The 25449-nt window shown below is 39.2% G+C and carries 22 protein-coding genes, 1 pseudogene and 2 riboswitches; of the genes and pseudogenes, 7 read left to right on the top strand and 16 right to left on the bottom strand.

The features are described 5' to 3' along the window. Positions 1-228: 228 nt before the first annotated feature. The 9 genes and pseudogenes from GN217_RS07835 to GN217_RS07885 form a co-directional block, all read right to left on the bottom strand. Positions 229-552 (bottom strand): PTS cellobiose transporter subunit IIB, encoded by a 324-nt coding sequence (locus tag GN217_RS07835; RefSeq protein WP_156856129.1) that lies wholly within the window; start codon positions 550-552, stop codon positions 229-231. Positions 553-644: 92 nt separating this feature from the next. Continuing rightward, a complete protein-coding gene (locus GN217_RS07840) occupies positions 645-2084 on the bottom strand; it encodes a glycoside hydrolase family 1 protein (RefSeq protein ID WP_156856130.1) in 1440 nt (479 codons plus the stop codon). Between the two features lie 80 nt (positions 2085-2164). After that, positions 2165-3499, bottom strand: coding sequence for a 6-phospho-beta-glucosidase (locus GN217_RS07845; protein WP_156856131.1), 1335 nt, complete (start codon positions 3497-3499; stop codon positions 2165-2167). 17 nt (positions 3500-3516) lie between these two features. After that, positions 3517-3822: a PTS lactose/cellobiose transporter subunit IIA gene (locus GN217_RS07850; protein ID WP_156856132.1), complete on the bottom strand. Its 306-nt coding sequence runs from the start codon at positions 3820-3822 to the stop codon at positions 3517-3519. A 195-nt stretch (positions 3823-4017) separates the two neighbouring features. Beyond that, a complete protein-coding gene (locus tag GN217_RS07855) occupies positions 4018-6195 on the bottom strand; it encodes a BglG family transcription antiterminator (protein WP_156856133.1) in 2178 nt (725 codons plus the stop codon). A gap of 79 nt (positions 6196-6274) precedes the next feature. Further along, positions 6275-7993, bottom strand: coding sequence for a phosphoenolpyruvate--protein phosphotransferase (gene ptsP / locus GN217_RS07860; RefSeq protein WP_156856134.1), 1719 nt, complete (start codon positions 7991-7993; stop codon positions 6275-6277). Next, positions 7990-8256 carry a phosphocarrier protein HPr gene (locus tag GN217_RS07865; protein ID WP_156856135.1) on the bottom strand — a complete coding sequence of 89 codons (267 nt, stop codon included), beginning with the start codon at positions 8254-8256 and terminating at the stop codon, positions 7990-7992. The genes ptsP and GN217_RS07865 overlap by 4 nt, the downstream gene beginning before the upstream one ends. Positions 8257-8293: 37 nt before the next feature. After that, positions 8294-9095: pseudogene (locus tag GN217_RS07880) on the bottom strand (family 1 glycosylhydrolase); the annotation flags it as partial. Positions 9096-9641: 546 nt separating this feature from the next. Then, complete coding sequence (locus GN217_RS07885) at positions 9642-10346, bottom strand: phosphatase PAP2 family protein (protein WP_156856139.1); 705 nt, start codon at positions 10344-10346, stop codon at positions 9642-9644. 164 nt (positions 10347-10510) lie between these two features. Here GN217_RS07885 and GN217_RS07890 point away from each other — a divergent pair, with 164 nt between their 5' ends. Then, positions 10511-11098 (top strand): MerR family transcriptional regulator, encoded by a 588-nt coding sequence (locus tag GN217_RS07890; RefSeq protein WP_198042613.1) that lies wholly within the window; start codon positions 10511-10513, stop codon positions 11096-11098. 54 nt (positions 11099-11152) lie between these two features. Here the strand turns inward: GN217_RS07890 and GN217_RS07895 are convergent, their stop codons facing one another. From GN217_RS07895 to GN217_RS07910, 4 genes are all read right to left on the bottom strand, one after another. Continuing rightward, entirely contained in the window at positions 11153-12154 is a 1002-nt protein-coding gene (locus tag GN217_RS07895) for a LolA family protein (RefSeq protein ID WP_156856141.1), read from the bottom strand. 74 nt (positions 12155-12228) lie between these two features. Continuing rightward, a complete protein-coding gene (locus tag GN217_RS07900) occupies positions 12229-13692 on the bottom strand; it encodes a HAMP domain-containing sensor histidine kinase (RefSeq protein WP_156856142.1) in 1464 nt (487 codons plus the stop codon). Beyond that, positions 13689-14399 (bottom strand): response regulator transcription factor, encoded by a 711-nt coding sequence (locus GN217_RS07905; RefSeq protein WP_156856143.1) that lies wholly within the window; start codon positions 14397-14399, stop codon positions 13689-13691. The genes GN217_RS07900 and GN217_RS07905 overlap by 4 nt, the downstream gene beginning before the upstream one ends. Before the next feature lie 261 nt (positions 14400-14660). Continuing rightward, positions 14661-15260 carry an SAM-dependent methyltransferase gene (locus tag GN217_RS07910; protein WP_232334368.1) on the bottom strand — a complete coding sequence of 200 codons (600 nt, stop codon included), beginning with the start codon at positions 15258-15260 and terminating at the stop codon, positions 14661-14663. Between the two features lie 409 nt (positions 15261-15669). On the opposite strand from GN217_RS07910, the gene GN217_RS07915 reads away from it, so the two are divergent. Together GN217_RS07915 and GN217_RS07920 are read left to right on the top strand one after the other, a co-directional pair. Then, on the top strand, positions 15670-16857 hold the full coding sequence (locus tag GN217_RS07915; RefSeq protein WP_198042614.1) for a murein hydrolase activator EnvC family protein: 1188 nt from the start codon (positions 15670-15672) through the stop codon (positions 16855-16857). A gap of 224 nt (positions 16858-17081) precedes the next feature. Then, complete coding sequence (locus GN217_RS07920; RefSeq protein ID WP_156856145.1) at positions 17082-18173, top strand: glycerol dehydrogenase; 1092 nt, start codon at positions 17082-17084, stop codon at positions 18171-18173. A gap of 69 nt (positions 18174-18242) precedes the next feature. On the opposite strand, the gene GN217_RS07925 is transcribed toward GN217_RS07920, so the two are convergent. Beyond that, positions 18243-19406: a dicarboxylate/amino acid:cation symporter gene (locus tag GN217_RS07925; RefSeq protein WP_156856146.1), complete on the bottom strand. Its 1164-nt coding sequence runs from the start codon at positions 19404-19406 to the stop codon at positions 18243-18245. Positions 19407-19779: 373 nt separating this feature from the next. On the opposite strand from GN217_RS07925, the gene GN217_RS07930 reads away from it, so the two are divergent. Further along, positions 19780-21009, top strand: a complete 1230-nt coding sequence (locus GN217_RS07930; protein WP_232334369.1) for a hemolysin family protein — start codon at positions 19780-19782, stop codon at positions 21007-21009. A gap of 89 nt (positions 21010-21098) precedes the next feature. Beyond that, positions 21099-21208, top strand: a riboswitch (TPP riboswitch). A 170-nt stretch (positions 21209-21378) separates the two neighbouring features. Continuing rightward, positions 21379-22053 (top strand): thiaminase II, encoded by a 675-nt coding sequence (gene tenA / locus GN217_RS07935; RefSeq protein ID WP_156856148.1) that lies wholly within the window; start codon positions 21379-21381, stop codon positions 22051-22053. 50 nt (positions 22054-22103) lie between these two features. Here the strand turns inward: tenA and GN217_RS07940 are convergent, their stop codons facing one another. Next, positions 22104-22298, bottom strand: coding sequence for a hypothetical protein (locus GN217_RS07940; protein ID WP_156856149.1), 195 nt, complete (start codon positions 22296-22298; stop codon positions 22104-22106). Between the two features lie 186 nt (positions 22299-22484). Then, a riboswitch (cobalamin riboswitch) is annotated at positions 22485-22661 on the top strand. 184 nt (positions 22662-22845) lie between these two features. On the opposite strand from GN217_RS07940, the gene GN217_RS07945 reads away from it, so the two are divergent. Further along, the gene (locus tag GN217_RS07945) at positions 22846-23328 is read left to right on the top strand and encodes an acyl-CoA thioesterase (RefSeq protein WP_156856150.1); all 483 of its coding nucleotides are present in this window, start codon (positions 22846-22848) and stop codon (positions 23326-23328) included. Between the two features lie 407 nt (positions 23329-23735). Here the strand turns inward: GN217_RS07945 and GN217_RS07950 are convergent, their stop codons facing one another. Beyond that, positions 23736-23993 carry a hypothetical protein gene (locus tag GN217_RS07950; protein WP_156856151.1) on the bottom strand — a complete coding sequence of 86 codons (258 nt, stop codon included), beginning with the start codon at positions 23991-23993 and terminating at the stop codon, positions 23736-23738. Between the two features lie 246 nt (positions 23994-24239). On the opposite strand from GN217_RS07950, the gene GN217_RS07955 reads away from it, so the two are divergent. Next, positions 24240-25406 (top strand): DUF4367 domain-containing protein, encoded by a 1167-nt coding sequence (locus tag GN217_RS07955; RefSeq protein WP_156856152.1) that lies wholly within the window; start codon positions 24240-24242, stop codon positions 25404-25406. Positions 25407-25449: the final 43 nt, after the last annotated feature.

A 25449-nucleotide genomic window follows, 5' to 3' on the forward strand; every position in this document is an offset into this window, starting at 1 on the left:
TATAATTCATGGTGAGTCCTCTCCTTGGTATGTTTTAATTTAGGGGTCAATGCGCATTGACACCCAGTACTATACCAGAGAGGCTCTTTTTTGTTCAAACCTCAAATTTCTTCATTACAGGAATGCTTCTATTAATCCAGCTCTCGCTACTAGCGTTTAGTAGCGGGGAAGCTGTTTATTAATAAGCGTGCCTTATTTCCACTCAATTGGACTTAATCTAAGAGCAGATCATTCATCCGGAAACTCTTGTAAAATCACATTCGCTAACTTTTCTATCCCCATAGGAATCGGAACATATGCCTGAGGTGGGATGTTTACAACTGGTTTGCCCGAACGATCCCCGGCATCTTTAAGCCTTTTATAGTACATTTTTGTTTGAGGACTTACCAAAAATAAATCAAAATCACCTTTTTCAATCAGTTTTTGACCTTCATTAGCTCCTGTTGCTTCTAATTCAATATCATGACCCTCCTTTTTAAGAAACTCTGTTGTTTTCTTAGCCATTAAAGAAGATGACATACCACCTGCACAAATAATTAACGCCTTTTTCATTTTACATCCCTCCATAGAATTATAATTTCGCTATTTAGAAGCTATCGTTAATCCAAGTACCGAGACATACTGGCGACAGCGTTTACAGTTCATTAAATATTTTCTCCATTATTATCAATGACTTCCTTGTACCAATAAAAGCTCTTCTTTTTGATACGTCGAAGGTCGTTTTTTCCGTCTTCATGCTGATTAACATATACAAAGCCATAGCGTTTCTGGAATCCATTTAACCAGCTGAGAAGATCAGTAAAGGACCACACACAATAACCAATCATGTCAACACCGTCTGTAATTGCTTCCTGAATAGCCTTTAAATGAGTGTGAATATACTCGATGCGGTAGTCATCATTTATCGTGCCATCTTCTTCAACGGTATCGTATTCACCAAGACCATTTTCGCTGATTAAGATTGGTAATCCGTAGCGGTTCGTTATTCGACGAAGACCAATCCGTAATCCTTGTGGGTCAATGTTCCAATCCCAGTTTGTTGTCTCTAGGTTTTCATTGGCAACAGTTTTAAAGAGTCCTTGTATACCAGTGGTCCCCGTGGTGCCTTTTTTACCTGTGGTGTTGAAGTGACCATCCAGTGTAGCGCCATCTAAGGGATTTTTTTCATAAGTAGTCGTTTGATAATAGTTCACTCCCATGAAGTCAGGCTTTCCTTCTTTCAATAGTGTGAAATCGCTCTCTTTTACTTGTGGAGCAATACCTCTACGCTTGAGATAATTCCAAGTTGCTTTTGGATACTCACCCCATGTGTAGACATCCATCCACCAGTGGTTTGTTAACTCTTCCGCGTTTTCCGCAGCTAATATGTCTGCTGGTTTTGATGTGGCAGCATAGGCTGGTGAGTATGCAAAACTTGGTCCAATTTTTCCATCAGGAACATAATTACGAAATTCTTTAATAGCAATCGCATTTGCTAAATTAGCATGGTGGTTCACTTGATAAAATTGTTTGTCATCTTTTACCCCAGGTGGGTGCATACCTGTTTGATAGCCCAGTCTAGTGAATATATTTTGTTCATTTAATGAAACCCAATATTTCACACGGTCTCCGAACTCCTTGAATAATGTAATACTATAATTTCTAAAGTCCTCGACAATTTGCCTTGATTCCCAGCCACCATACTCATCTTGAAGAGCTTGTGGTAAATCCCAATGATAAATGGTTAATATTGGCTCAATACCATGCTTGACCAACTCATCAATTAAACGATTGTAAAAATCTATACCTTTTTGATTTACTTCTCCTTTTCCATTTGGAAAGATACGTGTCCATGCTACAGAGAATCGATAGGTTTTCAATCCCATTTCAGCCATCAAAGCTATATCTTCTTTGTAGCGATGGTAATGATCAACAGCTACATCGCCGTTGGTATCTTTGAATGTTTTCCCAGGAATACGGACGAATTCGTCCCAATTGGACTTTCCTTTTCCATCTGTATCCCATGCACCCTCTACTTGATATGCAGCTGAAGCGGCTCCCCATAAGAAATCAGTCGGAAATGGTTTAAGTTTTTTGTGTAACACTGTACTAGTCCCTCCTTAATTATGAATCTAATAAATCCTCTTCCGGTTCCGGAAATGCTTTCTCCAGAACCATATTCGAATTAATTTACTGTTTCAGTTTGGAAAAATTGTGGTAAATATTTTTTATGCGCTTCCAACATTTCATCCACAATTTCCTTTGCAATCGTATCAGAAGGCGTAAGCGGGTTAATTGCTAATGCGAGAACTGCTTTATTATAATCTCCTGTCACAGCTGCTTCTGCCGCAATCCGTTCAAATGATTTAATTTGTTGAACTAGTCCACGTGCTGCTACAGGAATATCACCCATTGTTAATGGAATTGGACCGTCCTTTGTAATAATACTACTTACTTCCACAGCTGAATCTGCGGGAATACTTGCGATTGCGCCATTATTCCTTGTGTTAACTGGTTGAATATCATGCTTATCTGTATAGATGGAAGTGATCAAACGAACAGCTGCATCGGAATAATACGCTCCTCCACGTTCTTCGAGTTGTGGCGGCTTAATATTTAGATTTTCATCTTTATATAACTTAAATAACTCTTCTTCTAATTTCTGAACAACCTCTGCACGAGTTCCTTCTTTCTCAGCACTTTCTATTGCTTTATCTAACATCTCTTTTGATTTATAGTAGTACATATGATAGGGGCACGTAAGAGCATTTAAAGATTGAATAAACGCTGGTTCCCAACCCATACCATCTATGTTTTTGACAAAACTACTATTTGCCGGATCGGATAACTTCTCAATTACTTCATCTTTGACACTAACTCCATCAACATATACATCTAACCCATATACCATATGGTTTAGCCCGGCAAAATCAATACGAACTCGAGAATGTTCTACGTCTAGTAATTTAGCAATCCCCATCTCCATTCCAATAGGTACATTACATAGGCCGATAATTTTATCAATATTGGAGTAACGAAGAACTGCCTCTGTTACCATCCCAGCAGGATTTGTAAAGTTGATTAACCACGCATTTGGACAAAGTTCCTCCATGTCTTTGGCAATATCTAAGATGACTGGGATTGTACGTAAACCTTTAAATAATCCCCCTGGACCGTTCGTTTCTTGACCAAGTACACCATATTTAAGTGGAATACGTTCATCTTTTGCACGTGCATTGAGCAAACCGACACGGAATTGAGTTGTGACAAAGTCGGCATCTTTTAGTGCGGCTTTGCGATCAAGTGTTAAGTGAACATCAATCGGGAGACCTGCATTTTCAATCATTCGTTTAGCAAGGTTACCTACAATCTCAAGCTTCTCTTTACCCTCTTCAATATCAGCCAACCACAATTCGGTCAATGGAAATTCATCATACCGTTTTATAAAGCCCTCGACTAATTCTGGTGTATAACTTGAACCTCCACCAATTGTAGCCACTTTCAACTTATGATTAGACATAAAAATCCCCTTTCCAATTATTTAATTTTATTATGAAGTTCAATTACTTCTTCAGCTAAATCAACAACTGTCATTGCATTCATGAGATGGTCCTGTGCATGTATAAGTAACAAACGAATCTCTATTTTTTCTCCACGAGCCTCTCCTTGGATCAGATCCGTTTGGAACCGATGCGCTTTACTCATTTCTTCATTTGCTTCCTGGATTTTTTGATTAGCTGCTTTAAATTCTCCTACTTTAGCATGCTGGATTGCTTCCATTGCCAAGTTTCGAGCATTTCCGCCATGTAATATAATTTGAAAGCTTACTTCTTCTATATCCAATGCTGCTTTGCCCCCTTAAGCCAATACAATCTATTCGTTTGGTTCTGCTTACATATATATAATAATGTGAAACCGCTTTCGCTTGAATCCATACTTTTTCCTTAACGCTAAGGAAAAGATTACATGGAAATTAATCTATATTTACATAATAAAAAAGACCGGGTAATATCAACCCGGAATTTTCTATATACTGCTTTAATCAATATTGTTTAGTAACCCCAAAAATTCTTCCTTGTTCTCACAATTTATCAGCTGTTTGACCTTTTTTTCGTTATCAATCATTCCGATTAAATAATCATACATCCCCTCTATATTAGGAGTTTTATTCTTCCCTAGACTTAATAAACAAACGAATTGTACACGATTCCCTCCCCAATTAATAGGCTTTTTCAACGTGCATATTGCCCAAATTGTTTCATCTGTGTGCGGACTCATGGGGTGGGGGATGGCAACCAAGTTTCCAAAACTAGTTGGCGATAATCGTTCTCTCTCAAGTACTGATTTACCGAATGAGTCATCAACATAGCCTGCTGACTCTAGTTTATTCACTAAAAATTGAATAGTGCTTTCTTTTGTCTCGAGTTCTTGATGAAGAAAGATAAGCTCCTCTTTCACATAGACGACCTTATCTTTATCCCTATCTTGTAAACAATCTTCTATTTGTTCAATATCTTTTGTACCTAATATTGTATTTACGAATATTACTGGCACAGGTAACTTGCTTTCAATTGGGATAGTTGTAATAACAAAATCAATTTGTTCTAGAGTAGTTTCATTTAAACGATAATAATCGATTGTATCTACAACTATTAATTGATTAAAATACCTAGCTTGCAATTTATACTTAAGTAACATGGCGCTACCTGAGCCAGATGCACAAACGATAATACAACGCTTTACATCTTGATTAATTTGTTGTCTGTACATGGCGACCTTTATATGTAACGCAATATAGCCAATTTCGTGCTCATCAATTTCAATCTCTAATCTATTATTTAAAACTTTGCTTGCTAAAATCGCAGCATCAAATGCAAGTGGATATTTTGCTTTAATCTCATCAAGTAATGGGTTTCGCATATTCATTCTATAACGTAGACGATTTATTGCTGGTCTCAAATGCAATCCTAACGCGATAAACAGTTCTTTATCGTTTTTTAATTGTAATTTTAATCGTTCATCTATTTTCATAATAATCTCGTTGATTATATCTCTTAAATCACTATCTACAAATGTTTCAAACTCTTGTTGACTTAAATTAGTTGTTGCAATTTTATTCGTCCCTAAGAGATGAATTGCAATATATGCAATTTCCTGCTCAGGAAAACAAACGTCAAAAGCCGATTCAATTTTTTTTACTATTTTTTCCGCCACTTTGTATTCTTTTTTTGTGTATATTCCTTCAAAGTCCTCAGGTGGGAGAAGGATATAATTTTCATCATGAATTCGTTTACAAGCAATAGCGAAGTGAATACTTAAATTATTTAACTCAATATCAGATAGATAAATCTCATTCTTTTGAATTTCTCCCAAAATGATAGCTTGAATTTTATTAAGTTCTTTATTTGAAAATAGGGAGTCCGTGGGGGTTAGCATATTGAATGTAATACTTTCTCTATTCAATAAATACTCCGACAAGCAAAAGCGAAAATTCATTTCACTCCCTGTAACCTTCACACCATAATATGGTTTACTTTCTATCTCTAGTTTAAAACTTTTTATTATTTTTCTTACTTCAATTAAATCATTTTGTAGTGTTGATTTGCTTATATATAGTTCATCAGCAATGTCGTCTAATTTAATGTAACCATTTGCTAATAAAAGTTTTCGAATAATATAGTTGACACGCTCTTCTGGTGTATTTGGTGATTGATTAGCTAGAGTATTCGAGTTTTTAAACATCTTTTGCAAAAACAATTTGAATGTATCCGTGTCTTTTACTTCCAGCACATAGCCAATTCCTCTGGTTGACTTAATGCATCCACCACTATGTAATAGGATCTCATTAAGTTCCTTTATATCATTTCGAATCGTTCTTGATGTTACTTGAATAGTGTTAGCTAAATCATTACTGGTAATTGGAGTTTTAGTGGACATTAGCTCTTTTAATATCTGCATTATCCTATTAGTCGGCATCCCAATCACTCCTGAGGTAATTTTTATGAAGTCATCTGAGATTTCCACGAAATCTGTTACTTCTTTTACTTCTGCGTATGATCCTCTTACAATTTTTTTCTCTTCCGGGGATATGTCTTTTTGTATAGCTGCATAATCTCTTGTGCAGGCAATAATCGTGTGCCCTATGTCCATTTCTTCTAGATCTTCAATGATTTTAAGTCCCAATCTATTAGGGAGGAGTGATTCTAATTTAATCACTATCAAATCCTCCTTTCCGTGTAGGAAAAAGCAGCATCTTGAAACGGAATTAACCGCCTGAAGATGCTGCTCATTACATTTACTTCGCTTCCGTTACTCTCTTCACTTCTGCAACAACTTCTTCCGCGGTTCCCATTTCTAGAGCCTTCTCAGCAAGTTCCACCATATCCTGCTTACTCAATCCACGAATCTGTGACCTGGCTTGTAGGATCGATGTTGCACTCATTGAGAATTCGTCTAGTCCGAGTCCAAGCAGGAGTGGTATAGCTAGCTCATCGCCGGCCATTTCGCCGCACATGCCTGTCCATTTACCTTCACGGTGGGAGGCATCAATGACCATTTTTACAAGACGTAAAATGGCTGGATTGTACGGCTGGTATAGGTAAGAGACCTGTTCGTTCATGCGGTCGGCAGCCATTGTGTACTGAATCAAATCATTCGTTCCAATACTGAAGAAATCTACTTCTTTTGCGAATTGGTCTGCAAGTACGGCAGTGGAAGGGATCTCCACCATAATTCCGACTTCAATATCATCAGAAACGGCTGTACCTGCTGAAACTAATAATTCTTTTTCTTGTTCTAAAATTGCTTTTGCCCGTCGAAATTCCGCTAATGTCGCAATCATTGGGAACATTATTTTTAAGTTACCATAGACACTTGCGCGAAGAAGTGCACGTAGTTGAACACGGAATATATCCTGTTCCTCTAAACAAAGACGAATCGCACGGAATCCAAGGAATGGGTTCATCTCATTCGGTAGGTCCAGATAAGGAAGTTCCTTATCTCCTCCGATATCAAGCGTACGAACGACGACAGCTTTTCCGTCCATACCTTCTAGTACTGCTTTATATGCTTCAAATTGTTCTTCTTCTGTTGGCAATTGGTCGCGTCCCATGTAAAGGAATTCGGTACGGTAGAGTCCGACAGCTTCTCCGCCATTGTTTTTAACACCGGTCAAGTCGTCAGGTGTTCCAATATTGGCAGCTAATTCGACGTGTTCGCCGTCCGCTGTTACGGTCTTCTCATTCACAAGTTTTGCCCATTCTGCCTTTTGTTCTTCATAACGAATTTGTTCTTCTTTATAAAAAGCGATTTTTTCGTCTGTCGGGTTAATATGTACTTCACCTTTTAACCCGTCAACAATAAGAAAGTCGCCATCTTGAACTTCTTCTGTCACCGTTTTTGTTCCGACTACCGCAGGGATTTCCATGGAGCGGGCCATGATTGCCGAATGGGAAGTCCGGCCACCAATATCTGTTATAAAGCCTTTGACAAATTCACGGTTCAATTGAGCGGTATCTGATGGTGTTAAGTCTTCCGCCACAATGATCACTTCTTCAGAGATCATGCTTGGATTTACCATTTGCACTCCAAGTAGATGGGCAAGCACGCGTTTCGTTACATCACGAATATCTGCAGCGCGTTCTTTCATATAGTCATTATCCATTTGTTCAAACATTGTAATGAACATATCTGCCGTTTCCTTCAGAGCTTGTTCGGCATTTACTTGTTCGGTTTTCACCTTTTCCTCGATAGGAGAAATCAGTTCTGGGTCACTCAATACAAGTAAATGTGCCTCAAAGATGGCAGCTTTATCTTCACCAAGGTCAACTTTTGCCTTTTCACGAATTGCTTCAAGTTCATCTTTCGAGATAGCGAGTGCACGCTGGAAACGTTCGATTTCCTTTTCCGTATCTTCTACTTGTCTTTTTTCAAAGGAGAGATCAGGTTCGATTAACCGATACGCTTTCGCAAGCACGATACCACTTGAAGCTGCGATACCATGTAGCATACTCATTCTGCCAAACCTTCTTTATTCAATGTTTCCTCTAATTTGTCCAATGCTTCCTGCTCGTCATCGCCCTCTGTGCGAATCGTAATTTCAGCATCTTGACCAACTCCGAGTGACATAACTCCCATAATGGATTTCAAGTTAACAGATTTTCCGTTGTACTCTAACTGAACGTCTGATGTGAATTGCCCGGCAACCTGTACTAAGGCTGAAGCCGGACGTGCGTGTAATCCTACTTTATCAATGATTGTAAACTTTTTTTCTACCATTTATCTCATCTCCATTTTATATTTTATAAATGATGATTTATAGTTCTTCTCCATTGCTTTCTATGACTTTCTTATACCAGTAGAAGGAATCCTTTTTACTTCTTTCTAATGTGCCATTTCCTTCGTCGTCTTTGTCAACGTAGATCATGCCGTAGCGTTCGACATTTCACTCGTTGACATCGATACGAGGTCAATCGGTCCCCAAACGAGGTAACCCATTAAATCGACACCATCACCGATTGCTTCTTTCATTTGTTCGATATGTTTTTCATATAATCGATCCGGTAGTCATCATGGATGGAACCATCTTCTTCTACCTTATCATAAGCCCCTAAGCCATTTTCTACAAGGAAGAGCGGCAGTTGATAACGGTCATAAAGTTCGTTTAACACTACTCGTAAGCCAACCGGGTCGATTTGCCAGCCCCATTCGGATGCTTCTAGATAAGGGTTTTTCAATGTGTTCATAAGATTTCCCTCTGTACGCTCGCCTTCTGGAGAGTTGGAGGATACCATTGACATATAATAGCTGAATGAAATGTAGTCAACGGGGTATTGTTTTAAAATCTCATCATCGCCGGTTTCTTTCACAATTTCAATATCATTTTCTACGAAGAAACGATCTAGGTATTTTGGATATTCTCCGCGTGCATGAACATCTGCAAAGAAGAGGTTTTCCTGGTTATCTTGCTGTGCCTTGAGTACGTCTTCTGGATTTGGTGTGTTCGGATAATAGCTCATTCTAGCAAGCATACAACCCATTTTCCCATCTGGAATAATTTCATGAAGCTTTTTCGTTGCAAGGGAACTAGCTACGAATTGATGATGCAATCCTTGATATTTCGCTTGCATCGGATTTTCTTCTTTATCATTGGAAATTGTGATTTGAATGTAGCCATGCTATCTCTCCTTAATTTTATATTATTTATGATTAGCTGTCGCCTTGGAAAAACAACTATTTTACGACAGTTAATATGCTGTCTTCTAAACCAACATATCTTGATTTTTCAGGGATAATATCCAAATAATCAGCTGTATTTGTAATAATGACGGGGCTCGTCGTTTGTAATGCTCCTTATGTTATCTATATAAAAAAACCTGGAAAAGAACATAATTCGACATAAAATTAGTCTACTTATGTATCTTTCCCAGGTTTTGCCTGACTAACCAGTTACAATCCTAGAACTAATTCTATTATATTGTGCTTGCGATTACTAATGCAAGTGGCAGAGTTTTCCGTTGTGTTGATTTCATCCTGATTTTTCTTTCATAAATGATACGAGTAATAGAAAGAAATAATACCGCAAACTAGCAGTATTACGCTGATTAGGAGTAGCTTAGTTTTTATAAAAATAAAAAAACCTTCCAATAACAGGAAGGCTAGATTTAATAGCGTTGATATACTCTCGTTTTTGAACTGAATCTTTCCGTGAAGAATAAATAGCAAATCTGAAACCAGAAAATCGCAACAAATGCGGCTGCTAAGACGTCCGTGAAATAATGCATGCCAATTATGACTCTGCTTACACATACAAGCAAGGGAAGGGCGATGCATAAAATAACCGTAATTGTTTTCAACTTTTTCGATTTTATGAAATGAACAGCTAGAAAAATTAAAATGAGAGCCAAAAGAACGATGCGCATTGAATGACCACTTGGAAAACTATAGGAAGTTAAATCAAGTGAGTGGCCGAACACTTCCAGATCTCTTGATTCTCCAGGCCTGCCTCGTTGAATCGTCATTTTCAAAGCCAAATTGATGAAAATGCCGCCGAATGTCACGACAAGTGAAAAAAAGGCATAGCTCCACAACCGTTTGAACGCAAGGATAGCCGCGATAATGAAAGTGATAATTAAAATCATTTCACCAGAGCCAATTTCCGTAAGTCCTTCCATTATTGAAAAGATACCTGGTAATTCGTATGCTGTCAGCCATGAATAGATGGCTTCATCCATATGTATAAGTTGCTCTCTGAATATAGCAAGGAGCAAGAATAATACGAGACTGCTAACAATAATAACTTTTTGTTTTCCGGTAGAGAATTCCATATTATACCTACTTTCTAATCGTATAAAAAAGTAGTATACCATTTGTTAGAGTGTCTGCCAAATGAATCGTTGCTACACCTTTATGCATAATTTGTCGGATTTTTACGATGAAAAGATGGACAATTAAGGAGGAATTAACGATTGGAAAGTTGTATTGATATAAGTAACGGATTGAATTGAGAAGACATGAATGGGGGATGAACGGCATGCATGAAAATAATGAATGGTTTCCGGTTGCAAGTGTCTCCAAAGAAGTGAATATACCTCCAGAAACAGTTAGAAGATATGCGAGGCAGTATAGGGATTTTTTGAATATAAAAAGAGGCGAGAAGAAGGCGTATCTCATCCATGAAAGTTCGTTTGCTACGATTAGAAAGATCCGTTCATTGTTGGAACAAGGGCATCAGCATGGACAGGTGAAGCACCTATTGGATAATCCGACTGAATTTTTTATTCCAGCGAAAAGAGAGGATAAAGAAGGGGCTTTGGTCAATCAAGGTCCAATGTACAAGGAAATGATGGAAGAGCTACAGAACCTGACAGAACAGAATAAGCAGTTGTTGACGATGCTGCACCAAATGCATGAACGGATGGACGGGTATGAGGATCTATTATTACAGCAGCATAGTTTTCCAAGTGAACAAGTGGATGAACGGGAAAAAGAACAAAGGGACTATGAACGGAAGCGGGATGAGTATTTGATGAAAACGATGAATGATATGCAAGAAAGGAAAAAGGAAAGTGTTAGTACGAAAGAGAGGCCGTGGATTTTTACGAGGTTGTTTAAGAAGTAAGGGAAAGTGCCTGGCACTAAACTATGCCAGGCACCGCTTGTCATTATCATTCGGTTATTCTTCAGAGCTTAATACCATATTCTCAGTCCAATTTAAAATTTCTTCTTCATCTACACTAGGATCTTCAACGAGAAGCGAGTAGCGTAAACCATCTTCATCCCATGTATATCCATTAATAATTTCCTCGTACTCAGCAGGATTTCCGCGAATTTCTAAATTAGGTGCTTCAATTTCCATATCCTCTGGAGTAGGGAAAACGGATAGAGAGGCTAGAGGTGTGCCTTCTTTGGAACCGTAATTCATCACAATTTCATTCCGGTCTAACTCCCCGCCGGAGAAATCATACAGCTCCACACTTAATAATTCTGTATTGTCATGAGAAAACAGAAGGAAATCTTGGCCTAATGCTTCCTTAGCTTCTTCTAAAGTGACGCTTGTCTCTCCTAAATCTCCGTCCAATGTTTCGATTTCAACGTCATCTGGGATATCGATTGTAAACACATCTTCGGTAAATTTCGGTGAAAAGTCGAGCTCTGTATATGTTGATTCGGTTCGGCTATCTCCTGTTTCAGAGATAAGTTTTACGATAAACCATGTTTTTTTATCAATCCATACCTCCATGTCACCGATTAAACCACCGGATTCATTTGCCTCGATTTGAATGTGATACGTGTCAAACCCGAGAATTTTTTCTTCACCAACTAACTCATGCGTATGTGAGTCTTGGATTATATCCATCACGGTTGTGAATTGTTCTCTCGGACTAGTTGTTGTGAAACCTCCAAGCTCGGATAAATCCATTTCATGAGCTATTCCATTCTCTTTGTCATACATAAGCATCTTCTCACCATCGTTTAAAACTTCCGACTGATTCCCGAGCAATTTGTCATTAGAAATGATTTTTCTTTTTTGTCCTTCCACATTCTCTTCCATAGTGAAATGTTCGATTAATTCTTCTCCTTCAAATATTTTTGTTTCCGATACACCTGCATAATTTGTTATATCCTTATCCGATTCAATCGCATTGTGGATGATTTCTTCTGCAGAAACTTTCATGTTTTGGGAACAACCTCCTAGTACTAACGTTAATACACTTAAAAGAATAAGATATCTCTTCCATTTACGTTTCATTATGAACCCCTTTCCTTGAGCCAACAAGCTATTAATGTTCCTTTATCCTCTGTTGACCAAATTTTTATTTTTCCATCATGTTTTTCCATAATCATTTTTGCGATACTAAGGCCTAGTCCGGACGTGGATCCTTTACCACGGGAAGATTCATTTTGATAAAAAGGCTGGAACACATTAGCAAGCTGCCTCTGTTTCATGCCTTTCCCCTCATTTTGAATGAGGATGACGGTGCCATCATCCCGCCATGTATCCACTTCATTTCTAAACGCTGGGAATACCCATTCGGGGAGCGGATTTTTTGCAGATATTCCGGCTAACCAAATCTGTTTCTCGCTTGGTGTGTAACGAACCGCATTATCCATGAGATTATCAAGGAGCCGCACCATTTGCTTCGGGTCAAGCAAGTAACCGTTTTTAACAGCTATTTCTGTAGTAAGTGTAATCTGTTTACTAGAACAAGCTTCTTCATAACCAGTAAACAACATTTCGAAAAACTCATTTCCATTGACTGACACTTTATTCAATATGTTTTCCGCGGATTGTAGCGCGGTAAAGACAGACAAATCATTGATCATATCTTTCATGTGATCGAGCTTTTCATAAAGGATGTGGCGGTATTCTTTCTGTTCTTCTTCCGTTAAATGGTGATTTTCCAATGCTTCCGTATATGCGCGAACGGCGGTTAATGGTGTTTTTAAGTCATGAGAAAGGGAAGCGACCATATATTCTTTCTCCCGCTGTTGCTTAAGGAGCGCCTCGTTTGTTTCCATGATTTGAGCTTTCATCTGTTCAAAGTGATGAATAAGTATGCCAATTTCATCCTTTGGTTGGGCGAGTGGCTTCGTTGGTTTTTTCCCGTCTGCGAATGCTCTCATATGCTGTTGCAAATGATTCAAGGGCTGGTTCAATTTTCGGTTAATCGCTAGAAGCACGATAATATAAAGAATAAGGAAGAACCCGGCTAAAAGGATGAACATCATGTTGGTGCGTGTACTTGTTGCTTCCGCCCATTTATTTCGACTGAGTGTGATTTCGTATAGTCCGATTGGCTGATTTTGCTCATCAAAGACTAGTTGCTTCATCGTATAAGTACGTGGATTTTTCTGAAACTCATTTAAATTGCGAAATAAGTTTTCTTGAGGTGTCCACTGAAACTGCTCGGTACCTAATGTGTTCATCGAAGAAAATAAATGAAGGCCATCGGAACGATATAAATCAATTTTTAAATGATCATCGGTAAGACTTTTCAGATTCCGATAATTTTCTTTAGGCTGGCCTTGATACAGGGAAACATCCTTCAGCACACTTTCCAAGTCCGCAACGATTTCTTGAAAGTGTAGGAACTCCTGTAAATCTTGTTTTTGATCATAGTTGCTTAGACTGATATATAAAAGATAAACTGCTACGATTGGCAATACCATCACAACGAGATAACTAATCATTAACCAATATTTAATCTTCATCCTGATTGTTCTCCGATAAAGCGGTACCCGACGCCCCAGACAGTCTGGATGAATGTTGGATGTTTTCCGGTATCTTTCAGCTTCGTGCGGAGGCTTTTAATATGGACGGTAATCGTGTTATTGCCATCTACATTCATCATTTGCCAGACATGCTCATATATTTTTCCCTTTTCAAATGTGATAAAAGGATTCTTAGCAAGCAAAAATAAAATCTCTTGCTCTTTAGCCGTGAGTACAGCAACTTCTCCATTTATAAATACAGTCTCATTTAGAAAATCAATTGCTAAACCGTGTTTATAACGAATCATTTTCTCTTGCTGATGTTTTCCTGTATAACGATGGTATCTTCTTAGGTGGGAATGGACCCTGGCGGTCAGCTCTTTTAGGCTGAATGGCTTGGTTAAATAATCATCCGCTCCAAGATCAAGTCCAAGAACCTTACTGTCATCCTCCGTTTTCGCACTGACAATGAGGAGTGGTATATCACTTTCCAACCGAATCTGTTTACATAATTCAAATCCATCCATTTCCGGCATCATCAAATCAACAAGTACGAGGGAAAAATTACCTTCTTTAAATTCTTCCCAGCCCTCAACCCCGGTTGAAGCCCAAGTGACCTGGAATCCTTCTCTCACCAAATGATCACGCATAATCCGGGCAATTTCATAATCATCTTCAACAATGAGAATTTTAATTTCTTCTGTCATGGCTCTCCCTCTTCTCTGTCTACAGTATAATTCACAATATAATAACCCAATTAAAAGTTTATTTTTACTTAATAATAGCACAGCTGGTTCGCGGAGCTTGGCATACGTCGAATTTAAACTATCGAATAATTGGGGACCTGAGATTTTCGGTTGATGAGCAATGTCCCAGCGCGTTTTAGGATTTTTATAGTCTGATAGTTTTATCAAACAAAAAATGTCTAGTCTTCATTCCGCAATGAAAACCAGACACTAGATAACGAATTAATCTAAGCGATAGATCAGGAATTTCCCATGTTTCCCATGTTTTTTATACGCTTTCACTTTGTTAATTAATCGGAAAGGTGTTTCTTTTTTTAGGAACTTTTTAAATTCGGGTAGGGGATAATAGAAGATGATGTCTACAGACCGTCCATGTTCTTTCACGGATTGCAGAATGTTTTCTACGACTTGTTTGAATATCGTGACCGAAAATGGATTAAAAAAGTAAAATACATTTTGTTCAGGTCTGATTTCATATTGTTCGGCAAGGCCGAATTCAAAGCGGATTGGTGCTTTCAGATGTTTGTTTTTCCTTGTATATAATGCTTTATTTATCTGTGATTCCTCGAAAGTAAGCTCATTCATTTCCACACCTGTTACAGGCACATCGAAATGATGATGGAGGTAAAATGGCACCCTGCCCCTTCCACTGCCAAAATCGACTACATGATCAGTGGGTTTCAGTTTATACGAGCTGAACAATTGTTCAAGAGCAGCATAGGGTGTCGCCTCATACCGATTATAGTCATCCGTCTGTCCACGCCATTCCCTAAGCCCTTTTGTCTTTATTTGAAGCATTTCATCAAATTTTCTTTCCAGCAATCTTACAACTTCACTCCGTCTCTAAACATATTTATCAATCTATCAAGCATTCATTCTACTAAGAAGCCGGGTAAGTAGCAAGGGAAGCGTGTATGGCTTGGCAACTTGTCAGTTCTCAAGCCAAATTATTTCGTGAATAACGGAATATTGTGTCGATATTTGATATACAACTGTAATATTATATTAACTTTTATGAAATGGAGATGTGATAAAGTACCCATAGATTAGCAAAAGTAAACATATAAAGTATAAAGTGAAACTTCATTCAGTGGGGCTTTCCTCCTGTTTAGAAGTGGGGTATTACAGACCGTTAATGCGTGATAAACTTTCACGTTAGTGTTTTTATACATAGAGGACGTTAAATATAGCTTGTTTAGCAATAAATGCGAGGGAAATGGGGAACGAGAAATTGAAGAGAAAGATCGCAGCGATGGCCACTATGGCAGTGGTTGGTTTTGGTAGCGCTTTTTTCAGTACAACAGCATCTGCAGATTCATTAGAAGATCTAAAAAATAAAGAAACCGAACTGCAGCAAGACCGTAAAGACATAAAAGCTAACCTTTCTGAAGCGGAAGAGGAAATAGCTGATATTTTAATTGAATTAGAAGAAACTAATGTTAAAATTAGTCGGATTAAGAAAGCAGTCGATGAAAACAAAGCATCATTGAAGAAGAATGAAGAAGATATATCGAATACACAAGAAGAGATAGATACACTTGAAGTTGAAATTGCCAAGCTAGAACAAGCGATTGAGGAACGCTTTGACATTTTGAAAGAACGGGCTTCTGCTTACCAGAAAAGCGGTGGAGATATCTCCTACCTGGAAGTATTATTCGGATCTCAAAGCTTCGGTGATTTCATTAGCCGTATTAGTGCGATAAATAAGATTACAGACTCGGATGTAACGTTGATGGAACAAATTGAAGCGGATAAAGAAATTGTAGAAGAGAAGCGAGAAGAAGTCGTTGTTAAACTTGAAGAATTAAAAGATTTGAAACTAGAGTTAGAAGAAATGCAAGCATTGATTGAGGATCAGGAGAAAGAAGCGAAGGTCAAGCAAGCTAACATAGAAGAAAAAGAGGAAAAGCTTGTTGCTAAAGTAGAGGAACTAAAACTTGAAGATAATAAGCTAGCAGCACTTGAAAAAGATGTGAAAGAAAATATGACAGCATTAACGCAACCGGCGCCGGATACTCAAATTGCTTCAGATAGTGTTGGATCAAGTGGCGGTTATCTAGCATGGCCAGCGGTGGGAGGCTACATTTCCAGTTATGTTGGACCACGCTGGGGTAGAATGCATCAAGGTATTGATATAGCAAGACCAAGCAATTATAATATTTTGGCTGCTGCAGATGGGGTAGTAACGAAAGCAGGTTCTGCTGGTGGCTTAGGAAATAGAATAGAGATTGAACATAGTGATGGATTAAAAACAGTTTATGGACACCTATCGTCCATCAATGTATCGGTTGGCCAACAAGTAACTACTGGGACAGTAATTGGGATAATGGGTAACACTGGTAATTCAACGGGTATTCATTTACATTTTGAAGTATATAAGAATGGTGCCCTGCAGGATCCAATGAACTACGTAAATTAAATGCTCTTGACTGGCGAAATGATATACTGGGAATATACCGTAGAGAACCCTTATCCACGTTAAATTTTTCCGATAGCTATATTACTTACGCAAACAATACATGATCAGCTGGCTTCCTAGATTAGAGGTGCCAGCTTTTTATACTTTACCTCATATCCAATTGGAATCCATGCAAAAATATAGGGTATACTAAAGGTATAATCAAACATGAGGGAGCGAGTCATATGGCTGCGATTATTTTTCAATCACCGAGTAAGTACATTCAAGGAGTCCACGTATTAAATGAAATTGGTGAGCATGTAAAAAAATTAGGAAATAAACCGTTGATTTTGTCAGATGAAGTCGTGTGGGGAATCACGGGCGAACAGATTGAAGCAAGCTTTAAGGAAACGAGTTTGGATTATCATTTTGTTGAATTCAAAGGCGAGGCTTCTCTTAATGAAATCAATCGAGTTGTAGAAGAAGGTAAAAGTCAGACGGTCGATCTTGTTATAGGTGTAGGCGGCGGAAAAACGTTGGATGCTGCTAAAGCAAGTGCGGATGGCCTCGATGTTGGCGTTGTGATTGTCCCAACAACTGCTTCGACGGACGCACCGACAAGTGCCTTATCCGTTATTTATAGTGATGACGGCGTATTCGAGTCGTATAAATTTTATAATAAGAACCCGGATCTTGTATTGATTGACACGGCAGTAGTGGCAAAGGCTCCACCACGCTTTTTCGCCTCTGGGATTGCAGATGCGATGGCGACATGGGTAGAAGCAAGAGCAACGATCAAGAGCGACGGGGAGACGATGGCTGGCGGGAAGCCAAGTATTGCAGCACAAGCCATTGCAAAAACGTGTGAAGAAACGTTATTTAAATATGGGATCCCTGCTTATCATGCGGTAGAAAAGGGTCTCGTCACGAAACAAGTGGAAGCAGTTGTCGAAGCGAATACATTATTATCTGGTTTAGGATTCGAAACTGGAGGACTCGCAGCGGCGCACGCAATCCATAATGGGTTTACCGTTCTCGAAGGCGATATTCATAAGCTAACCCATGGTGAAAAAGTTGCTTATGGAACATTGGTTCAGTTAATGCTTGAATTGCATTCGGAAGCAGAATTAAGAAAATACATCCATTTCTATCGTGCATTAAACTTACCAACTACATTAAGAGAAATGCATTTAGATAGAGTGTCCTTTGAAGACTTGGTTAAAATAGGTGAAGCAGCGACACAAGCGGGAGAAACAATGAGGAATCTATCTCCAGACATTACCGCGGAGGATGTAGCACACGCGATTATAGCAGTTGACCAATTAAGCCGGAACTAGGGAGCAATCCTAATAGCTCGCATATGAAAGGAAAAGGTGCTGACAAAAAACTGTCTAGCACCTTTATTTTTATGCGGCTGGATCTTCTGATTTCGCTCCAATGATTTTATCGACCATCATCGCGATTGCGCCGTCACCAGTCACGTTTGTTGCAGTACCAAAGCTATCCTGCGCCATGTATAATGCAATCATCAATCCAAGTGCTGTTTCATCGAAGCCGAGCATGGTGCTAAGCAGTCCTAACGCTGCCATGACGGCACCGCCTGGAACTCCGGGAGCAGCAATCATAATAATCCCAAGCATTAAGATGAAGGGAATCATCATGCCAAATGTTGGTAATTCCATCTCATTGGAAAGCATCATAACTGCTACAGAGCACATAGTAAGTGTAATTGTACTTCCCGCTAAATGAATGGTCGCACATAATGGAACAGCTGAATCAGCCACTCCATCACTTACTCCATTATTTTTTGAAGAGCGAACCGTAACTGGAATAGTAGCCGCACTGGACATGGTTCCGAGTCCGGTAAAATAGGCTGGGAGCATTGTTTTTAATAAAGTAAATGGATTTTTCTTGGAAAGTGTACCCGCAACAGTATAAAGCACAACAAGCCATACCCAGTGAAGCACAATCGCCATGACAAGCACGAGTCCAAATGCTTGAAGCGTGTCAAATACCGTTCCATCTGCAGCAAGTTCGGCAAAAATACTTGCAATGTAAAACGGCAAAATTGGAATGATGACTTTCCAGATGAGTAGCTCAATAATTTCTTTTCCTTCGTCAAAAAAGGATCTCAACGTTGGACTTTCAACTCGTGTAATACCGATTCCGAAAACGAATGCAAGAACTAAAGCTGTCATCACACCTGTAATCGGATCAATTGTAAGTTCAAATATAGGCTCGAAGCCACTGGCTTCTTCCGCGGATGCTCCACCATTTCCAACGAGCTTTGGAATAACAAAAAGAGCAACGATAAATGCTAACGTGCCCGCCAAAATTGTGGATATATAAGCAAGCCCTCCGGTGATCCCAAGCATTTTCCCGGAATGCTTACCGAAGCTCGCAATCCCACTGGCAATATAAAAAATGATGATCAGCGGAATCGCAAATCCGAGGAATTGTCCGAACAGTTCTTTGAATGTCACGATAATCTTCACGATGAAATCTGGGATAACTAACCCGATAAGAATACCGGCAACAATACCCACTAGTAATTTTACGATTAATTTCATTCCTTCACTCCTTCCCGATTATGAGATTTCTTTAAATATACCACTGACCCTAGTCAAATTCAAGAAAATTCCCAGATTTCTCATAACGAAAGTTGTAGCTTCAAATTAATGAAAATATGTTGATTCCCAGTCAAATAAGGGAATACTAACAGTACCATTTCCCAGATTCTGTCGAATGGTTTTATCCCGGTGTAACCGTCCGTAAAACTCCCACCTCAAAACGTCAGGTCGTGTCGAGAAAGTTTAGGTGGTAGATAACGCGCTAACACCCAGATTCGTTCAACTAACAATCAGTGGGGATGAAGAAAAACCCCCCACTGAATGAGTTTCACTTTATCACGAGGAATTTTTGAAGCAAAGTAGGTGAATGCTTGTGACGGTTTTAATTATTGGTATCATTATCCTTTTTATCGCATCTAGTTATTTTTCAGGTAGTGAGACGGCACTTACGGCAACGAACGAGATGAAACTGCAATTAAAAGCGGCCAACGGGGATAAAAAGGCAGAGCGCTTACTCAAGCTCGTCAACAATCCGGATCTCTTTATCCCAGGTATTTTAATCGCTAATAATGTTCCGAATATCGTGCTTCCTTCCCTTGTAACAATTGTCGCGCTCGAGTACGGATGGAATATCGGAATTACGACGACGGTGCTGACTGTATTAATTATTATATTTGCTGAAGTCATGCCGAAATCGGTTGCTGCAGCTTTTCCTGAGCGAATTTCTTACCTCGTCTATTATCCGACGATGATTATTTTACACATTTTAAAGCCATTTATTTGGTTACTTAATCTGCTCACGAAAACAACAATTCGCTTACTTGGAAAAGAGGAGGACGAAGAGGTCACCATTTCGAAGGCAGAGATGCGAGCAATGGTTGATATCGCTCACACAGAAGGTACGTTTAAAAATAATGAGATGTACCGATTGAAATCGATGCTCGATTTCCAGACATTAAATGTTTCAGATGTATTGAAAACGCACCGGGTAGAGATGAAGGCCATCCCGACTGATATCGCTTTTGAGGAAGCAAAGGAGTTTTTATTGGAAAATCATCATACACGGTACCCGATTTACGAAGGGGATAGCGATAATATTGTAGGTGTCTTCCATTCGAAATTTATTTTATCTTGGTCCATTCAACCGGAAAAAGGGATTCGGGAGTTCTCTGATATGGATCCCTTATTTATTTACGAATTCAATTCGGTTGATGCAGTTTTCAAAAAGATGACGGACGCTAAGAAGCATATTGCTATCGTGCTCGATGAATATGGTGGAACAGAAGGGTTGATCACCCATGAAGATTTAATCGAGACCATGATTGGCGAGGATATTGAAGATGAGATGGATGAGGACGACGCACTCATCCATGAGCAAACGGAAACGTTCATTATTTGTGATGGACGGCTTTCGTTACACCGTCTTAATAATGTCTTCCAAATTGATATCCCGGAGGAAGCGGATAATGTGGCTGGTTTTATCTTGAATCGATACAGTTATTTGCCGGAAGAAGGGGAAGTATTCACTTTTAAGAACTTAGAATTTAAAATTTTAGAAGTAAGTGAACGAAGAGTGCACCTGGTTGAAATTAGGAAACTCTAGAACGACCTGCCGTGCGCTAAGGGAGGCTGAATGTCCATTCTCCTTGCTAACGGCCTTTAAATATGTAATAGTAGAATTAATAGAATATTTCTCACCACTAGGGGTGCATTATTTGCTGAGAGAGTCAGGTGGAAAACTGTCTCAACCCTTCGAACTTGATCTAGTTGATACTAGCGAAAGAAAGCGGTGTTTGATAGCGACAAATTAACATGTTACGCGCAGACCGCCTATTTCCATTATAAAAAGAGCGGTCTTTTTTAATGGGAAAGGTAAAAGTGTTTAATACACATGTAACGAAAGGCTTTCGGCAAATCGAGACATGCCCTTTGTGGTGTAGAGAGGTTCTATACCAAAAGGGAGGAATAAATCATGAATGAACAGTTTACAGATCGTCTGTGGAAAAAAGTCCAGCCAATTTGGGAAGCTTACTTGGAGCATCCGTTTGTAAAGGGAATCGGGGATGGGACGCTTGATAAAGAAAAGTTCAAGCATTATATGAAGCAGGACTATGTCTACTTAATCGAGTATTCGAGAATCTTTGCGATTGGAAGCTCAAAGTCACCAGATTTACATACGATGACGATGTTTGCGAATCTATTGCACGGGACATTGAACATGGAAATGGAATTACACAGGGAATATGCAGCCCGCTTTGGTATTACAAGTGAAGAACTCGAGGACACAGAGCCATCAGCTACGATGACTGCTTATACAAGCTATATGCTGAATGTCTCCCAGCTTGGCGGTGTAGAGAATGCGATTGCATCTGTGCTGGCGTGTGCATGGAGCTATAACTATATTGGAAAAGAATTAGCGAAAAACCCAGAGTCATTAGAGCATGAGTTTTACGGTAATTGGATTCAAATGTATTCATCGGTAGAATTCACCGAGCTCGCCGAAAACTGCCAGAAGTTAATTAACGATTACGCAGCAGGCAAATCTGAAAAAGAGTTACAAGCGCTTGAAGATATTGTTGTAAAAACAAGTAAATTTGAATACATGTTCTGGGAAATGGCAGAGAATATGGAGATGTGGCCGATCTAAGAGAGTAATGGGGGGAGTGCTTGTCGCTCCCCCTAATTTTGTTAAGCGGTTTATTCACTTTTTTTCTTATCTTTCTTTGAATCACTTGATGGCATTTTCAACCCTGTAAACGGATTGATTTCATATGACATATCCCGATCATGCTCTTTCTCTGTTTTACTTACATTTTTACTTAATGCAACAAAATACCAAACAAAGGGTACTGCGACAATGAGCAATATAAGTCTTGGAATCCAGTCGCTCAACAGATCACTCCTCTTTTAAAGTTAGCGAATATTGTAATGATTATTTCTAATTATTCATTATTACGTTCCACATTTGCTATATGTTTATGTTTCGTTTTTAATAAACTTCCATTAACATTGCTAATTTAAACAATCTATACTATGCTTGATACAATACTTAGCTTTTTATGGAAAATAACTACATACGATAAGACCCGTAATCATGGTGTCTAAGGAGACTTAATAGGGAATCTGGTGTGAAACCAGAACTGTACCCGCAACTGTAAATGCTGACGAAATAAGTAAATCCACTGTCTTGGACGGGAAGGAATTAGAGTAGGAGGAAGCATAAGTCAGGAGACCTGCCATTATTATGAAAGTTATCTTCTTCGGGAGCTGGGAAGGTATAATGAGGTTTATTCTGACTTTTAACGGTAAAAGATTACTGTTTTATTGAGGATGCTATCTTTATTATGCCCATCAGTTTTGATGGGTTTTTTCATTTCCTTAAAAACTCTCCCGAAGTCTCTTAAGCGGTCACTTCAAAGAACAGAGAAGAGGTTATGAAATGGAAGAAAAATTACCAGCGACAATTTCGAGAACAATTCAGACGAAGCTTGTTTTACCTCCGGATACAAACCATATGGGAACAATTTTTGGAGGAACTGTTTTAGCATCAATTGACGAAATAGCGGCGATTGCTGCTATGAAGCATAGCGGGAGTGTGGTGGTCACGGCATCGATCGATACGGTGAATTTTCTCTCAACTGCTAAGGCGGGTGACATATTAAAATTGGAGGCGGTCGTCGTCTCTACGGGCAGAACCTCGATGGAAGTGTATGTGAAAGTGGAATGCCAGCATTTGGATACAGGCGAAATAACAACGACGACTACTGCAATTCTGACGATGGTTGCAATTAATAGTGAAGGAATTCCAACCAAAGTGAGTGGCGTGATTCCGGAAACGGAGGAGGAGAAGCGTCTGTTTCAAAGTGCGCAAATAAGGAAAAGTCGACGGATGCAGATACGGGAGTATTCAGAGGGCAGGTAAGAAGGAATCCTGCCTCTTTCTCATTATACATGAAACTATAAAATAAAAATGCTGTGATAACTTAGGTATCCGGGGCTAGCCACGTCCGGCTCCAGTGCCCAGCGACTATCAAACTTCACACTCCTCCAATCGATAAAGAAGACTTGTCGAGCGGTCTTTGTGAGGCTTAGTCGCCCTTATACCCCTGTGGTGAAAGTCAACATCAACTCAAAACTAAAGGAGGGCCGTTTAAAAACGGGCTAAAGCCCAACTCACGTCTACCCCTAAAGGGGCATGTTTCCTTTATCTCATTCCGGAGTGCTCCAGTTTGTACGTTGCTACGACGCACAGGATGTGCTAGTGCAGGTGTTGCGACAGGACGTCGCGTTTTTAACCTGCAAGGGCGCTTGCGCCTTTGTTTTCATCATTTAACTATTTCCCTTCCTGCGCCCCGCAAACTTCACCAAGATCACATAAGCAACAGAAGCAGCAAGCGCAGCAGTAAGCAATGGTAGCCCAAATGAATTGCTGCCTGTAATAACGGTTTTCTGGGAGAGGCCAGCACTCATGCTCCAAGCTGAACTAATATCCGGAGTATATATCCATGTTAGGAACATGCCAGACAGTACCTGGAATACGATGAACATTACAATAAAACTAACGATAAAGACAAGATACTTTTTCATTAAATATCCTCCGATTTATACATTCATATCTTACATACGAGTGGCAAGTAATTAAGTTTCATTTTACTAAAAAATAAAATTCATATCCATCTAAATAACTATCCCCATTTACCAAGTATTGGGGTATAATATTCTTGAGTTTTACAAAAGGAATTTTCCTATACATGTTTACATGAGAGAGGAGTTAGGGGTCATTTTTTCGATTGTTATTTAGGTATAGCATAAGTAAAAGGGGGAAAAAGAGAGATGAGAAAAACCATTGCCTTATTGATAATTGCAAGCTTCTTACTGCTTGCTGCTTGTGGGGAAGATAAGGAACCGTTAACAGAAGGCCAAGTATTGGAGCAGGCAATTCAAGCGAATGCTGATTTAGAAAGTTATACGACAGAGATGAAGATCGATACAGAGATTATGGATATGAATGTATCGATTGAAGGTACGGCTGACGTCACACATGATCCGGACACACTTTATTTAGACATGACGATGGGGATGACTGGAATTTCTATGGATGTGGAGACATATATCGTTGGTGAAGAAGTGTATATGAACATGTTCGGTGAATGGTTCATTACGGATGAAGAAGAAATGGGACTAGAGAGCTTTGACCAATTAAATGAAGGTGAACTTGAAAAACTAGAGGCGTTTGCTGATCAATTTGAAATGACTGAGGAAGAGGATCAGTATATCCTTACGTTAACCGGTGAGGGAGAAGAATTTGAGGAATTAATCGAACCATATTTCGATACATCAATGGGAGATTTGACGATGGATATTGACTTGGAAGAAGACCTTTCCGACATTACGATCAACAGCTTTGAGACCGAAATGAAGGTTGATAAAGAGTCAATGTTGATCCAATCACAAACTGTTCAGGCGGAATTTGAAATGGACGGTGAATCTATTCAAGTTACAGCGGAAGCTACGGTGTCGAATGTGAATGAAGTTGAGCCAATTGAAGTTCCAGAAGAAGTAAAAGAAAATGCTGTAATGGAAGAGGAATGGGAAGAAGATTTTGCATTTCTCGAGGAAGAAATGTCACTTGAGGAAATTAAGGAAAATGTAGATTATACGATTCCCGATGTTACATTCGTACCGGAGGGCTATGAAATGACGGAATCCTATTATTCCTCGGATGATGAGTCAGAGATGGTCTATCTCATTTATGAGGATGAAGATTGGAATGGCTTCGTATTTAGCATCTATCCTTCACAAGAGGATTATGATGGAATGTTTGAAGGGGAAGAGACGGAGACAATCACTATTAATGGTAATGAAGGTAATCTGGCGGTTGATGATGATGGTTTCATGTGTCTCACTTGGGAACATGAAGATGTGTTTCTTGAATTAATTGGCGAAGAGTCTGAAATGCCGAAAGAATTGTTTCTGCAAATAGCAGAGGGGATTGAGTAAGAGCACATTTCGTCTAATAAAAAGCGACAGGGAATATTTTTAG

Origin of the sequence: Oceanobacillus sp. AG (assembly GCF_009746545.1) — a bacterium.
GTDB classification, from domain to species: Bacteria; Bacillota; Bacilli; order Bacillales; family Amphibacillaceae; genus Oceanobacillus; species Oceanobacillus indicireducens.

What these genes read in the sequence shown, in the direction of transcription:
- GN217_RS07950 (WP_156856151.1), bottom strand. Translation starts at nt 23,993, where the DNA reads ATGAAAAAGTATCTTGTCTTTATCGTTAGTTTTATTGTAATGTTCATC.
- GN217_RS07920 (WP_156856145.1), top strand. Translation starts at nt 17,082, where the DNA reads ATGGCTGCGATTATTTTTCAATCACCGAGTAAGTACATTCAAGGAGTC.
- GN217_RS07865 (WP_156856135.1), bottom strand. Translation starts at nt 8,256, where the DNA reads ATGGTAGAAAAAAAGTTTACAATCATTGATAAAGTAGGATTACACGCA.
- ptsP (WP_156856134.1), bottom strand. Translation starts at nt 7,993, where the DNA reads ATGAGTATGCTACATGGTATCGCAGCTTCAAGTGGTATCGTGCTTGCG.
- GN217_RS07945 (WP_156856150.1), top strand. Translation starts at nt 22,846, where the DNA reads ATGGAAGAAAAATTACCAGCGACAATTTCGAGAACAATTCAGACGAAG.
- GN217_RS07885 (WP_156856139.1), bottom strand. Translation starts at nt 10,346, where the DNA reads ATGGTATACTACTTTTTTATACGATTAGAAAGTAGGTATAATATGGAA.
- GN217_RS07895 (WP_156856141.1), bottom strand. Translation starts at nt 12,154, where the DNA reads ATGAAAGTTTCTGCAGAAGAAATCATCCACAATGCGATTGAATCGGAT.
- tenA (WP_156856148.1), top strand. Translation starts at nt 21,379, where the DNA reads ATGAATGAACAGTTTACAGATCGTCTGTGGAAAAAAGTCCAGCCAATT.
- GN217_RS07925 (WP_156856146.1), bottom strand. Translation starts at nt 19,406, where the DNA reads ATGAAATTAATCGTAAAATTACTAGTGGGTATTGTTGCCGGTATTCTT.
- GN217_RS07955 (WP_156856152.1), top strand. Translation starts at nt 24,240, where the DNA reads ATGAGAAAAACCATTGCCTTATTGATAATTGCAAGCTTCTTACTGCTT.
- GN217_RS07835 (WP_156856129.1), bottom strand. Translation starts at nt 552, where the DNA reads ATGAAAAAGGCGTTAATTATTTGTGCAGGTGGTATGTCATCTTCTTTA.
- GN217_RS07900 (WP_156856142.1), bottom strand. Translation starts at nt 13,692, where the DNA reads ATGAAGATTAAATATTGGTTAATGATTAGTTATCTCGTTGTGATGGTA.
- GN217_RS07845 (WP_156856131.1), bottom strand. Translation starts at nt 3,499, where the DNA reads ATGTCTAATCATAAGTTGAAAGTGGCTACAATTGGTGGAGGTTCAAGT.
- GN217_RS07905 (WP_156856143.1), bottom strand. Translation starts at nt 14,399, where the DNA reads ATGACAGAAGAAATTAAAATTCTCATTGTTGAAGATGATTATGAAATT.
- GN217_RS07890 (WP_198042613.1), top strand. Translation starts at nt 10,511, where the DNA reads ATGCATGAAAATAATGAATGGTTTCCGGTTGCAAGTGTCTCCAAAGAA.